Origin of the sequence: Pseudomonas sp. 57B-090624 (assembly GCF_003234055.1) — a bacterium.
GTDB lineage: Bacteria > Pseudomonadota > Gammaproteobacteria > Pseudomonadales > Pseudomonadaceae > Metapseudomonas > Metapseudomonas tohonis.
This window is the reverse complement of record NZ_QKRU01000004.1, coordinates 81,068-93,902: the sequence shown is the minus strand read 5'-3', so window position 1 is coordinate 93,902 and position 12,835 is coordinate 81,068. Positions and strand designations below refer to the sequence as shown.

The window sequence follows — 12,835 nt, the reverse complement described above, 5'->3', positions numbered from 1 at the left end:
GAGGGGTAAACGCAGGGTTCTCCCACCGCGCAACAGGTGCGCAGCGGCTCGGAGGATTGGATAAGGCTCATGGGCGGTCCTTGCTCGGCAGGGTTGCGAAAGGCGCAAAGGATAGCCGAGCCCAACTGAAGTCGCGCCCGCACATGCATCCCCACCGAATGGGCATGACCGCTGCGTAGGGTGGAGGTCGCCTTTTACCTCCACCGAGCGGAGTCGAGCCCGTACGGCAACCCAGCCCCTCAGCCGCCCGCCAGGTCCTTCCACTCCAACCCGAACCGCCCCAGGTACTTGCGCAACCGGTCCGCATCATTGGGCTGCGCCTTGGCCCGGCGCGAGACGTCGTAGAGCAGCCGCCCCGCCTCGGACAGGCTGCTCGCCTCGCGGCACACCGCGACCACCGCCGCCAACTGCAGGCGGTCGAAGCGGTCCAGCTCCACCACCCGCTCGCCGAGCAGCCTCGCCAGGCCGTCATCCGCCTGCCCCTGGGCGCCCCAGGCGTAGCGCAGGCGGTCGATCTCCTCCTGCACCAGCGCCTCGTCGATGCGGCCGCTGTCGGCCAGGGTCGCCATGCGCGTGATCGAGGCCGACAGCTCGCGGAAGTTGCCCGCCCAGCGCGCCTCCCCCGAGCAGGCAAAGGCCAGGTAGCGGCGCCGCGCCTCGGCGTTGAAGCGCACCATGCGCCCCTGCTCGCGGGCGTGGCGCTCCAGTTCGAAATCGATGTTCGGCTCGATGTCCTCGCGGCGCCCGGCCAGGCCCGGCAGCTCGAAGGTCCAGAGGTTGATGCGGGCATAAAGGTCTTCGCGGAACAGCCCCTCGGCCACCCGCGTGCGCAGGTCGCGGTGGGTGCCGGCGATCAGCAGGAAGTCGCTTTCCACTTCGCGGTCCGCCCCCATGGGGAAGAAGCGCTTCTCCTCGATCGCCTTGAGCAGCATGGCCTGCTCGTCCAGGCCCAGCTCGCCGATCTCGTCGAGGAACAGCATGCCGCCGTCCGCCGCCCGCAGCAGGCCGTCGCGGGCGTTCTGCGCGCCGGTGAAGGCGCCCTTGATATGGCCGAACAGCGCCGACATCGCGCCGTCGCCGCGCAAGGTCGCGCAGTTCACCTCGACGAAGCGGCCCTTGATCTGGTGGCGCGCATCCTTCAGCTCGAAGATGCGCCGCGCCAGGAACGACTTGCCCGCCCCGGTCGGCCCCACCAGCAGCATCGGTGCGCGGGAGCGCAGCGCCACCCGCTCGATCTGCTCGATGCTGCGGTTGAACGCCATGTTGCGCGTGGCGATGCCGGACTTGAGCAACGCCAGGCTCTCCAGTTGCTCACGCTGGAAGCGCGAGGCGATACGGTCGTAGCGCGACAGGTCCAGGTCGATCAGCGAGTGGGTGCCGATGGCGTGGCGGTCCTCGTCGCGACGCCGGGCCGGCGAGGTCTGCACCAGCCGCGCCGGCAGGTAGCGCGCCTCGGTCAGCAGGAACCAGCAGATCTGCGCCACGTGGGTGCCCGTGGTGATGTGCACCAGGTAGTCCTCGCGCTCGGTGTCGAAGCGGTAGGCGCTGACGAAGTCATGCAGCGCGCCATACACCTCCTCGAAGTCCCAGGGGTTGCGCAGCGGCATCTCGTGCAACACCACCTCGGTCTGCGGCGAAACCTGCTCCACATCGCCCTTGATGCGCTGGGCCAGCCCCAGGTCGCGGGCGTCGCTGCCGTGGATCAGCTCCAGCCGGTCCACCAGCAGGTCCGGCTGCTGGCACAGGCCGACACTGGGGCGCCATTTGTTCCAGCGCTCGGCGCCCTTGCCCATGCGATCCAGGGTCGCGCCGACGAAGCCGATGGCGACGGTCTTGCGGGCCATGCTCACTCCTGCGCCACGGTGACCAGCAGCGGCGACTCGAAGATCGCCACCGGCGAGATCACGGTCTCATCCAGCGGGACGGCCTGGCCGTAGCGCTCGCGCATCTTCGCCTTCACCACCGGCGAACTGAGGTCGAAATCGCGGATGCGCTGCAGCTCGCCCAGGCGCAGGCCGAGGGTGCGCTCGTAGAGCTTCCACACCAGCTCCGAGCAATACAGGCGCGCGTCGTTCCACTCGAAGGCCAGGTCATAGCGTCTTCCACGCATGCCCTCCGCCAGCTCGCGCATCTGCACCAGCGCATCGCGGGTCAGCAGCTCGTCGGCACGGGCCAGGCGCTTGATCACGTAATGGCCGCCTTCGCCCCGGGCGATCCAGTGCTGCAGCGGCACGTACTGCACCGTCGCCCCCGCCTCGAACACCTGCAGCGTGCCGTTGCGCGCCAGCACCAGCCCCATGTGGCTGTAGCGCGAGTGGGTGGCCTGCTGCACCGCCAGGCTCTGCGCCGAGCGCGACTGGTGGAAGATGATGTCGCCCTCCTGCACCTCGGGCAGCGGCACCGCCCGGGCCAGGCCGGCGAGCAGGCTGAAGATTAGAAATAGTGAAAAGCGCATGGCATGTCCTTGTCGAGGGCGCATCAGTGAAGGCAAGTTTATCCAAAAATATAAATTCGTATATCCATGAATATGAATATCCCGGAAGACTGCCACCATGAAAGTCCCCGAATTCAGCGCGCATAAAAATTAAATACTTATAAATCAATTAGTTAAAAATTTATCCGAGCCACGAAAACGAAACTGGCACGCCGCTCGCTATATCCCTCTCGACCGCATCGCTGATGCAGCCCACGGGCAGGGGTTCCAACCCCGCCGGTGCCCGAGCCCACCCCTGGTGTCGGCTTCGTGCATGCCGCTGCAGCAGCGAAGGTCGATGGCGCGGTAGCTCAGGCCGGTAGAGCACTCCCCTCCAAGGAGCCGTCGCAGGTTCGAATCCTGCCCGCGCCGTTCGATAGCTCAGTCTGGTAGAGCAGCCATCCTCGGATGGCCTGACGCGGGTTCGAGTCCCGCTCGAACACTGCCCTTTCACGGCAGCTACTCAATGGAAGCAACACCCCGCCGGTGCGGCGAAGGGACAGGCGCGAAGCGGCCAGGATGGTCGGAACCGCCAGGGACCCGAAGCCACCGCCGGCCCGCCTGGTACGAGGACCGGGTTTGCGACAAGTCAGGCGCTGGCCGAAGGAATCGGCCGAGAAGGACCGGATGTCCACAGCGCCTGCCTCTCGCAGGCTCCCTCCTCGCCACTCGGCAGGCCGGCCAGCACCGGCACCCCGGACAAGATGAAGAAGGAAGAAAGGAATGAAACTGCTGAAGCGATTCAACGTGAAGAAAAACGAGCGCGGCCTGCTGTATTCCGAGGGCGATTTCGTGGCGGTCCTCGAGCCGGGCACCTATCGCCATCTGGACCTGGGCAACCGCCTGAGCGTGGAAACCTTCAGCCTGAACACCCCCCAGTTCGAGCACCGCCTGGCTGGCTACCTGCGCCAGTCCGAGCCCGAACTGGTCGAGCGCTACTTCACCCGCATGGACCTTGCCGAGAACGAAGCGGGCCTGCGTTACGAGGACGGCGTTCTGGTGGAGATCCTGGCTCCGGACAGCCGTCGGCTGTACTGGAAAGGCCAGACCGAGCAGCGCCTGGAGCGCATCGACCTGGGTCAGGACTACCGCGTGGCAACGGCACTGCTGCAACAGCTGCAGGGCAATCTGCGGGGCCGCAGCGTGATCGGCGCCGAAGCGATCCTGGTGGCGCAGGTGCCGGCCTACCAGGTCGGCGTACTCAAGGTCGATGGTGCGATAATCGAACTGCTGCCGGCGGGCACGCATGGCTTCTGGCGCTACAACCGCCAGGTGAACGTGGAGCTGATCGATATGCGCACCCAGGCACTGGAAGTCAGCGGCCAGGAGATCCTCACCCGCGACAAGGTGAGCCTGCGCCTGAACCTGGCGGCCAACTGGCGCTACAACGATGTGCTGATGGCGTTCTCGCAGCTTTCCAAGCCGCTGGAGCACCTGTACCGCGAGCTGCAATTCGGCTTGCGGGCGGCGGTGGGAACACGCTCGCTGGACGAACTGCTGGAGAACAAGCAGGTGATCGACGAATCCGTCGGCGCCTACCTGAAGGAGCGCATGGCCGGCACCGGCATCGAGGTCAGCGGCCTGGGCGTGCGCGACATCATCCTGCCCGGCGAGATGAAGACCCTGCTGGCCCAGGTGGTGGAGGCCGAGAAGGCCGCACAGGCCAACGTGATCCGCCGTCGCGAAGAGACCTCGGCGACCCGCTCGCTGCTGAACACGGCCAAGGTGATGGAAGACAACCCCACCGCCCTGCGCCTCAAGGAGCTGGAAACCCTGGAGCGAGTGGCAGAACGAATCGACCGCATCTCGGTATTCGGTGGCCTGGATCAGGTATTGAATGGACTGGTAACGCTGAAGCAGGCCTGAGCAAGGCCTGCCCGGCGGAGGAGAAGGTTGCGTGAAGAGCAACAAGCAACGCCGCCGGGAAATCCGCGAGGCACGTGAGCGACGCAAGGCATGGAAGGCCCAATCGGCCAGACGGCCCACAGGCCAGAAACCACCGCCCGGCAGCTTTCCGGTCAACCGAGCCAACCTCGCGCCCTACAACAGCTACGGCGCCCCGGATTTCATCCGTCGAGGCTGGTACGAGGACCTGGATTTCAGGTGCCACGATTGCGGTATCGAGCAGACCTGGACGGCCGCCCAGCAGAAGTGGTGGTACGAGGACTGCAAGGGACAGGTGTTTTCCACGGCGACACGTTGCCGCGCCTGCCGACTGAACAAACGAATTCGCGATGGCCGGGTACGACCCACTCCCGGCCAGCACGCAACGCATAGAAGCGAGTAACGACATGAGCAACGAAACCTTCCAACTGCTGGAAGTCGCCGACGGCAAGCCGATCAAGCTCTGGACCCAGGGCGTACCGGTGGAGGACGACGCGCGCAAGCAGCTGATCAACACCGCGAAGATGCCCTTCATCTTCAAGCACCTGGCCGTGATGCCGGACGTGCACCTGGGCAAGGGGTCGACCATCGGCAGCGTGATCCCCACCGTCGGCGCCATCATCCCGGCCGCCGTGGGCGTGGACATCGGTTGCGGAATGATCGCCGCGCGCACCTCGCTGACCGCCTCCGACCTGCCGGACAACCTGGCGGGCCTGCGTAGCGCCATCGAGAAGGCCGTGCCCCACGGGCGCAGCGTGTCCCGCGGTGGTCGGGACAAGGGCGCCTGGGAAGACGTGCCGGAGCTGGCGGACCACGCCTGGTCGGCCCTGGCCGGGCGCTTCAAGGTGATCACCGATAAGTACCCGCGCCTGGAGAAGACCAACAACCGCAAGCACCTGGGAACCCTGGGAACCGGCAACCACTTCATCGAGGTCTGCCTGGACGAGGCCCAGCGCGTCTGGTTCATGCTCCACAGCGGATCGCGCGGTGTGGGTAACGCCATCGGCAGCCTGTTCATCGAACTGGCCCAGGCCGATATGCGCCAGCACATCGCCAACCTGCCGGACCGCGACCTGGCCTACTTCGAAGAAGGCAGCCAGCACTTCGACGACTACGTGGAGGCCGTGGCCTGGGCCCAGGACTTCGCCAAGCAGAACCGCGCGATGATGATGCACGCCGTGATCGCGGCGGCGCGCCAGGTGATCACCAAACCCTTCGAGGCCAACCTGGAAGCGGTGAACTGCCACCACAACTACGTGCAGAAGGAGCAGCACTTCGGCCAGGAGGTCCTGGTAACCCGCAAGGGTGCGGTATCGGCGCAGAAGGGCCAGCTGGGGATCATCCCGGGCTCCATGGGCGCGCGCAGCTTCATCGTGCGTGGCCTGGGTAACGAGGAGGCGTTCTGCTCCTGCAGCCACGGTGCCGGTCGCACCATGAGCCGTACCAAGGCGAAGAAACTGTTCACCGTGGAAGACCAGATCCGCGCCACCGCCCATGTGGAATGCCGCAAGGACGAGGACGTGATCGACGAGATCCCCATGGCCTACAAGGACATCGACGCCGTGATGCATGCCCAGCGCGAGCTGGTGGAAGTGGTGCATACCTTGCGGCAGGTGGTGTGCGTAAAAGGTTGAAAAGCTATCTGCGCTGACTGCCTCGCCAACGTTTTTAAACATTCATGAAGGGGCGACTCATGCTGCAGAAACTGGAAAGCCGCCGGGTGAAAGAACTCCAGGCCCGCCTCGACGAAGCCGGCAGCGTCTTCGATTTCGTCGTGCTGGGCCTGGATGTGACCGCCCGCCCCGGCGAGGCCGAGCACAAGGATGCGCTGCGGGTGCTGTTCGAAGGCATCCGCGAACGCGCCCAGGCATGGCGCCGCAAACTGGTGGAACAACACCCACAATACGCCAACCAACCCTGGCCGGAGCTGATCCCGGACCTGGCGCGGGCCCACCCGCAGGCCCTGGATGCCGCGCGCATCGAGGACCTGGCCCGGGACGACGGGCCGCTGTACCGGGCCCTGGTCGGCCCGCCCTACGGCACCACGCTGCAGGTGGAGGACTTCCGCGAATGGCGCAAGGTCCTGCGCCTGCACGCCGATGAGGGGATGCAGGTGCTGGACTGGGTCGGCAACGCCGACGACGACCCCCAGCGCAGCACCTGGAGCCGCTACTTCGATGACGGCAAGGAATGGTGGGGCATCTGGTGCCTCACCCTGTACAACCCGAGACGACGAACACTCAGCGCGCTGGCCGCCAGCGCCACCGATTGAAGCAGTAAGGGAACCAACGCAATGACCAGCGACCACCGCCATCCCCTCCCCGCCGCCATGCGCGAGCGGGTGCTGGAGGAACTGCAACGGGTCGAGCGCGAGCGCAACGTCACCGTGCTCTACGCCTGCGAATCCGGCAGCCGCGCCTGGGGCTTCGCCTCCAGCGACAGCGACTACGACGTGCGCTTCGTCTACGTCGAGCAGCCCGACTGGTACCTGCAGGTACGCGAGCCGCGCGACGTGATCGAGCGCCCGCTGGACGACGAGCTGGACGTCAGCGGCTGGGAACTGCGCAAGGCCCTGCGCCTGCTGCGCAACTCCAACCCCACGCTGCTGGAGTGGCTCGACTCGCCCCTGGTCTACCGCCAGGACGACGCCGCCACCGCGCGCCTGCGCGAACTGGCCGAAGCCTTCTGGTCGCCCCGGGCCGTGCGTCACCACTACCTGTCCATGGCCAAGAAGAACTTCCGTGGTTACCTGCAAGGCGACGAGGTGCGTTTCAAGAAGTACCTCTACGTCCTGCGCCCGCTGTTGGCGGTACGCTGGCTCGACCAGGGCCGTGGCCGCCCGCCGATGCCCTTCGAGGACCTGCTGGTGACCCTGGACGACCCGACGCTGCTGGCGGAGATCGACGAGCTGCTGCAGCTCAAGCGTGCCGCCACCGAAGCCACCCACGGCCCGCGCCGCGAGGTGCTGCACGCCTTCATCGAGGCCCAGCTGGCCAGCGCCGGCGACGCCCCGCAACTGCCGCGCGGCCAGGGGGACGACGCCCTGCTGGATGAATTCATGCGTCACTGCGTGCACACCCACGCCACCTGAGGCCATCGCATCAATGGAGAACAGCTGAAATGGACTTCAAACCCTTCACCGGCCTGCTGCTCCTGGGCCTGACCACCGGCCTCGCCGCCCAGGAGCGCCAGGTGCTGGACACCCTGCCCCTGGACGCCACGACGGCCTACGAGCTGTCACTGCCCGCCTGCACCACGGCGCCCTGCCCATTCGAGCTGCGCCTGTTGAAAGACGGCCGCCCACTCGGCGCCACGGTGGCGCTGCCCTGGGCAGCGACAGCGACACCGGCCAGCCAGGCAGCGCCCGATCCCCTGTACGGCGCCGGCACGCCCCTGGAGGCTGGCGCAGCGCCCAGGGTGTGGATAACCGGCGAGGAAGAGGGGCAGGTCAGCGCGGCCGCTCGCCTGCTGCGGCTGGCGGATGGCACACCCGCGTTGCTGGTCAGCCAGATGGGCGGCTTCGAACACCCCAAGCGCCACCACGCCCTGTACCTCGCCACGCCCCAGGGCCCGCACCTGGCCTGGTCCCACGACGAAGCCCCGGGGCCGAACCAGAGCTGGGTGCTGGCACCCACGGGCGACGGCCCTGTGCTGCTGGTGCACGAGCGTGCCGCCGCGATCGACGCAGCGGACCGCCTGGAGGCGCGCAGCCTGACCTGGCACCCGGATCGCACGGCCTTCACCGAGGCGATGGCACCGCCCTCACCGGCCCTGCGCGCCGTGGTCGCCGAACGCCACCCCAGCGCCATGGCCGCCCAGGCCGCCCGGGACCAGCAGGATGGCTGCCTGGCAGCCTACGCGGTCATCGATACCGGCGCGCCGGCAGCGGCCCGCTACGCCCTGGCACAGGTGGCGGAAAGCGACGCCGAAGCCCAGGCGGAAACCACCCGCCTGCACGCCTGCGCAGCGACCCTGCGCCCGGAGACCGTGCCGCTGGCACAGCTATTGACCACTCCCGCACCGAAGCCATGAGCCGGCGGGAAGCGGATGAGGCCTGATCCCCCTCCAAGGAGAACCCAATGAACACCACACAATGGCTCGCCCATTGGCGGGACCAGCTACGCGCAAAACAGGCAGCGGGCGAGTACACCGACTGGCTGCGGTACCGGCTGGACGAAGCCGAAACCGTACTGGCCAATGGGACCGTCATCACGGCCCGCGAATTGCCGCTGCAACGCAACGGCTTCATCCGCGAGGGCGTGCTGCGTCGCCAGCTGGAGCGCGAGGATGAAACCGCCCTCGCCTACTGCCTCGTCTGCCTGAACGACCCGGTGGCGAGCCTGCGCGAACTGGCCCGGGCCGAACTGGAGCGCCGGCAACCCAACGCCACGGCCGAAGGCCTGCTGGACAACCTCGACCTGCTGCTGGACCTGCAGCGCAAGCAGCGCGCCGACCACAGCGTGGCCCTGGAGCGCATCCGCGCGCGCCTGCGCGAGCCCGCTCTGCGAGGCAGCGTGCGGGCGGCATTGCCAGGCCTGCGCGGCCAGGAAGCCCGCTTCGTCTTCGACGCCCTGGCAAACGAAGAACAGCCGGATGCCGAGCTGATCGACAAGGCCCTGGGGCACCCCGACCCGGCACTGCGTGCCCGGGTCATGGACAGGCTGGGTCGCCTGCCGGCGGAATCCGCCGCACCGCTCTGGCGGCTGGCCCTCTCGGACCGCAACGGCCGCCTGCGCGCCAGGGCGCTGTACGCGTTGATCAAGGCCGAGCCCAATGCACCGGAACTGCACGGCTGGCTGGAAACGGCCCTGCTGGACGTCTCGCCATCGGTGCGCGACCTGGCCCGCTGGGCCGCGCCGCGCCACGGCGTCGATGCGGCGTCCGTGGTACGCCGGGCGCTGGCGCTGGTCCCGGTGGACAGGGCGCGCTGGCACGGCGTGCTCGGCCAGGCCGCCGAGCTGCGCCTGGAGGAGGCCGTGCCCCTGGCCCGCCAGGCGCTCGCCTCGCCCTTGCCGTCGGTCCGCCGCAGAGGCCTGCAGGTGCTGGTGGAACGGGTTCCGGAGCAGGCCGGCAATGCCTGCCTCGCCCTGCTGGAAGACCGCGCGCCGGGTGTGGTCGTCGAAGCGCTGCAGGCCCTGGAGCGCCTGTGCCACCCGGCGTTCGAACCGGCACTCCGGGCCGCGATGACACGCCTTGCCGCAACCGACATTGCCGGCAGTCTTCGCCTCAGCCGGATGCTCCCTGCCCACACCCAACTGGAGGCACTGCTGGACGGGCTCTGCGAGACGCCGCAAGCATCGCGCGAACCCTGGTTGCAGGCGCTGCGCGCCTGGCGCCACGGGCAGAGAAGGCGCGTCAACTGGACCAGCACGACCCTCCTCAAGGCCCGACTGGAGAGCCTGCGCGGCAAGCAGTTGATGCCGGAGGAAGAACTGTCGGCGCTGATGAGGGCGCTGTAGCGAACCATGAACAAGGACGACCAGGACACATGACCAACAAGACCAAGGGCCCGGCAAGAACCCCCGCCAGGTGCAGCCTGCAGGCCTGGTTCGCCCGCCGCGCGCCGGTAACGGTGCTGCTGCGCCGTGGCCCCAGCGATTGGGTGCGGATGATCCGCTGGGATCTGAGGGACGACAGCTTCGAGGCTGGCCAGTGGTTCCGCGGCGCCATCGCCACGGAGCAATGCGACCTGTCGGAAGATGGCGAGCTGTTCCTTTACCTCGCTCGGCGCGAGGGACGACGCTACTGGCCCGAGGATTACGGCCCTGTCTGGACAGCTATCGGCCGACCACCCCACTTCACCGCACTGGCGCTGTGGACTCACTCCGGATACGAGGGCGGTGGCGTTTTCAAAGATGTTCGCCAGGTAACGCTGAACATTGCCCAGCCTCGTGAGCGTCGAGCAGGCTCCGAACTGCCGTTGCTGGTGGAATCGAGCGGACGCTTTTCCAGTTGGGCACAGGCCTGTCTGCGCAGAGGCTGGCAGGCTCCAGATCGACCAGACGGAGCGGAAGCCAACCACAATTGGCAGGCCCAAACGCGCCTGATCAAGCAGCAGGACGAACTCATGCTGGTCTGGCAGAAACACCGGGCGCCTCGGTATCAGTGGCGGAATCACTTCACCTTGTGGAGAAACGGCGATCCCACCGCGCTCGGGGATGCCGACTTCGTCGACTTCGACAGCAGCGGCCGCCTGGTGATGGGGCGACAAGGTCAGGTACTGGTATGTCCACGCCCCATAGAAAGCCTCGAATGGACGCAACTGGCTGACTTCTCCGGCGAGCACCCGGAACCCGTACAACCGACTGAAATGGCCATGACCTGGCCAACCGCCCCAGGCGGAAGCAACTGATTGGAACACCGAACCATGAACACGGATCTTCTCGAACTCGACGGCGCCATCGGCGGTGGCCAGATCCTGCGCAGCGCGCTGAGCCTGTCGATGATCAGCGGGCGCGCCTTCCGCATCCGCAATATCCGCGCGAAGCGCAGCCGACCGGGCCTGTTGCGCCAGCACCTGACGGCCGTGCTGGCGGCGGCCGAGATCAGCGGCGCCGAGGTGGAGGGCGCGGAGCTGGGCTCGCAGACGCTGCGCTTCACGCCGGGCCCCCTTGGCGCGGGTGACTACCGCTTCGCCATCGGCAGTGCGGGCAGCTGCACCCTGGTGCTGCAGACCCTGCTGCCGGCGCTGCTGTTCGCCGACGGGCCGAGCACGCTGGAAGTCAGCGGCGGCACCCACAACCCGCTGGCGCCGCCGGTGGACTTTCTCCAGCGCGCCTGGCTGCCATTGCTGCGCCGCATGGGCGCCGAGGTGGAGCTGGAGCTGCTGCGCCATGGCTTCATGCAGGCCGGGGGCGGGGTGGTGCGGTTGCGCATGGCGCCCGGCGAACTGCGCCCGCTGCACCTGGAACCGCCAGGGGCCGTACTGAAGCGCCAGGCCCGTGCGCTGCTGGCCGGGGTGCCCGGGCATGTCGGCGAGCGCGAGCTGCAGCGGGTGGCCAAGCGCCTGGGCTGGCGTGACGACGAGCTGCACCTGCAGTTCATCGACAATGACCAGGGGCCGGGCAATGCCCTGCTGCTGGAGATCGGCTGCGCGACCCTGACCGAGGTGTTCAGCGCCTTCGGCCAGCCCCGCCTGGGTGCGGAGCGAGTCGCCGACCTGGCGGTGGACGAGGCCCGTGCCTGGCTGGCTTCTGGCACCGCGGTGGGCGAGCACCTGTCGGACCAGCTGCTGCTGCCCATGGCCCTGGCCGGCGGTGGCAGCTTCAGCACCCTGGTGCTCAGCGACCACCTGGTGAGCAATATCGAGGTGATCCAGCAATTCCTGCCCGTCCGCTGTCAGATACAGAGTAAGCGGCAGGATTTCCACGACATCGCCATCACGGCGGTTTGACGAAACCACGACATCCTCCCGCCGATACTTGCACCAGGCCGCCTCTCCCCGGGGTGGCCGCCGCAATGAAATCAGCGCATGTACGCCCGGGTAACGGGCGTACGGGAGTCGAACATGGCGTCATTCCGCGCCGCCCTTGCCATCCCCCTCCTCCTCGGCTGCGCCCTGCTGGCCGGCTGCGAGAGCACCCACCAATACCTGATCGCCGAAGGCTACCCACCGGCCTTCGCCGACGGCTTCCGCGACGGCTGCAGCAGTGGCCGCCAGGCGGCAGGCGTGATCACCGGCGCCTTCCGCAAGGACGTGCCGCGCTACCTCAAGGAGCGCACCTACGCCGAAGGCTGGGGCGACGGCTTCGAGCAGTGCAAGGAGCAGGTGCGCAGCGAAGAGCTACGGGAGTTCCACGAGCAGGTATCCAAGGATCGCGACGAGGACTGGGAGCGCGACAAGCGCCGGGCCATGGATCGTGCCCTGACCGGGCATTGAGCCGACGTATCGCCCCGCCAAGGGAGCCCGCCAGCCAACGCGGCAATCCCTGTAGGGGTGATTTCAATGGCGCTGTCTGTGTTGAGTGCTGCTGGAAGATTTCGAGTTCAGGTGATTGCCGAGCTTTGCTAATGGTTTCTGTTTCGCCTCGCCGGGCGAGTCCCTTTTCCAATCGCTGGAACGCCAGCCCGGTGAAAAGGAACCAAAAAACGTGCCCCTGCATACGGCCCGACTATGTCGGGTTCCCTCGCTCCATCATCGGCCTCCTGAAAGGGGCGTTTGGCCGCTGCTCCAACGTCGAAGCTCACGACTTCACATTGATGTGCGCATCACCACTGGGTGCGCACTGCGGCTGGCGGCCTTCGTAGGATGGCGTAGAGCGAAGCGAAACCCATGCGGTGGGCGTGATAGGGAGCCAACCGGAAGCACCGTGCTTGAGGCTTCGCATCGAGTGCACGACAGCTAGCGCAGACCGAGCCATCGATCCCCCGTTCGCGCAGCCCGCCGCCATTCTTTCGGCTCCCCTGTTAGTTTCGGATTTCCTGAACTAAGTATTTAGCCTTTCCTATTCTTTCGCGGTCCGCGCGCGCCACAGAATC

At 67.2% G+C, this 12,835-nt stretch carries 12 protein-coding genes and 1 tRNA gene; 11 read left to right on the top strand and 2 right to left on the bottom strand.

The window, feature by feature from the left end:
- Positions 1 to 239 precede the first annotated feature (239 nt).
- Together rtcR and DMX10_RS03090 are read right to left on the bottom strand one after the other, a co-directional pair.
- Positions 240 to 1,844 carry an RNA repair transcriptional activator RtcR gene (gene rtcR / locus DMX10_RS03095; protein ID WP_111259727.1) on the bottom strand — a complete coding sequence of 535 codons (1,605 nt, stop codon included), beginning with the start codon at positions 1,842 to 1,844 and terminating at the stop codon, positions 240 to 242.
- A 2-nt stretch (positions 1,845 to 1,846) separates the two neighbouring features.
- Entirely contained in the window at positions 1,847 to 2,455 is a 609-nt protein-coding gene (locus tag DMX10_RS03090; protein ID WP_111259726.1) for a YiiX family permuted papain-like enzyme, read from the bottom strand.
- A gap of 318 nt (positions 2,456 to 2,773) precedes the next feature.
- Here DMX10_RS03090 and DMX10_RS03085 point away from each other — a divergent pair.
- The 11 genes from DMX10_RS03085 to DMX10_RS03030 all read left to right on the top strand — a co-directional run bounded on the left by DMX10_RS03085 (position 2,774) and on the right by DMX10_RS03030 (position 12,236).
- Positions 2,774 to 2,845 (top strand) — tRNA-Gly (locus DMX10_RS03085).
- 351 nt (positions 2,846 to 3,196) lie between these two features.
- A complete protein-coding gene (locus DMX10_RS03075; RefSeq protein WP_111259725.1) occupies positions 3,197 to 4,339 on the top strand; it encodes a slipin family protein in 1,143 nt (380 codons plus the stop codon).
- Positions 4,340 to 4,370: 31 nt separating this feature from the next.
- On the top strand, positions 4,371 to 4,760 hold the full coding sequence (locus tag DMX10_RS03070) for a zinc-ribbon domain containing protein (protein WP_111259724.1): 390 nt from the start codon (positions 4,371 to 4,373) through the stop codon (positions 4,758 to 4,760).
- 4 nt (positions 4,761 to 4,764) lie between these two features.
- A complete protein-coding gene (locus DMX10_RS03065) occupies positions 4,765 to 5,991 on the top strand; it encodes an RtcB family protein (RefSeq protein ID WP_111259723.1) in 1,227 nt (408 codons plus the stop codon).
- 59 nt (positions 5,992 to 6,050) lie between these two features.
- Positions 6,051 to 6,629 carry a hypothetical protein gene (locus DMX10_RS03060; protein WP_111259722.1) on the top strand — a complete coding sequence of 193 codons (579 nt, stop codon included), beginning with the start codon at positions 6,051 to 6,053 and terminating at the stop codon, positions 6,627 to 6,629.
- A 21-nt stretch (positions 6,630 to 6,650) separates the two neighbouring features.
- Positions 6,651 to 7,448 carry a nucleotidyltransferase domain-containing protein gene (locus tag DMX10_RS03055; RefSeq protein ID WP_111259721.1) on the top strand — a complete coding sequence of 266 codons (798 nt, stop codon included), beginning with the start codon at positions 6,651 to 6,653 and terminating at the stop codon, positions 7,446 to 7,448.
- Between the two features lie 29 nt (positions 7,449 to 7,477).
- Positions 7,478 to 8,389 carry a hypothetical protein gene (locus DMX10_RS03050; RefSeq protein WP_111259720.1) on the top strand — a complete coding sequence of 304 codons (912 nt, stop codon included), beginning with the start codon at positions 7,478 to 7,480 and terminating at the stop codon, positions 8,387 to 8,389.
- 47 nt (positions 8,390 to 8,436) lie between these two features.
- A complete protein-coding gene (locus tag DMX10_RS03045; RefSeq protein ID WP_111259719.1) occupies positions 8,437 to 9,816 on the top strand; it encodes a hypothetical protein in 1,380 nt (459 codons plus the stop codon).
- A gap of 29 nt (positions 9,817 to 9,845) precedes the next feature.
- A complete protein-coding gene (locus tag DMX10_RS03040) occupies positions 9,846 to 10,709 on the top strand; it encodes a hypothetical protein (protein ID WP_111259718.1) in 864 nt (287 codons plus the stop codon).
- A 15-nt stretch (positions 10,710 to 10,724) separates the two neighbouring features.
- On the top strand, positions 10,725 to 11,750 hold the full coding sequence (gene rtcA, locus DMX10_RS03035) for an RNA 3'-terminal phosphate cyclase (RefSeq protein WP_111259717.1): 1,026 nt from the start codon (positions 10,725 to 10,727) through the stop codon (positions 11,748 to 11,750).
- A 114-nt stretch (positions 11,751 to 11,864) separates the two neighbouring features.
- On the top strand, positions 11,865 to 12,236 hold the full coding sequence (locus DMX10_RS03030) for a hypothetical protein (RefSeq protein WP_111259716.1): 372 nt from the start codon (positions 11,865 to 11,867) through the stop codon (positions 12,234 to 12,236).
- Positions 12,237 to 12,835 lie beyond the last annotated feature (599 nt).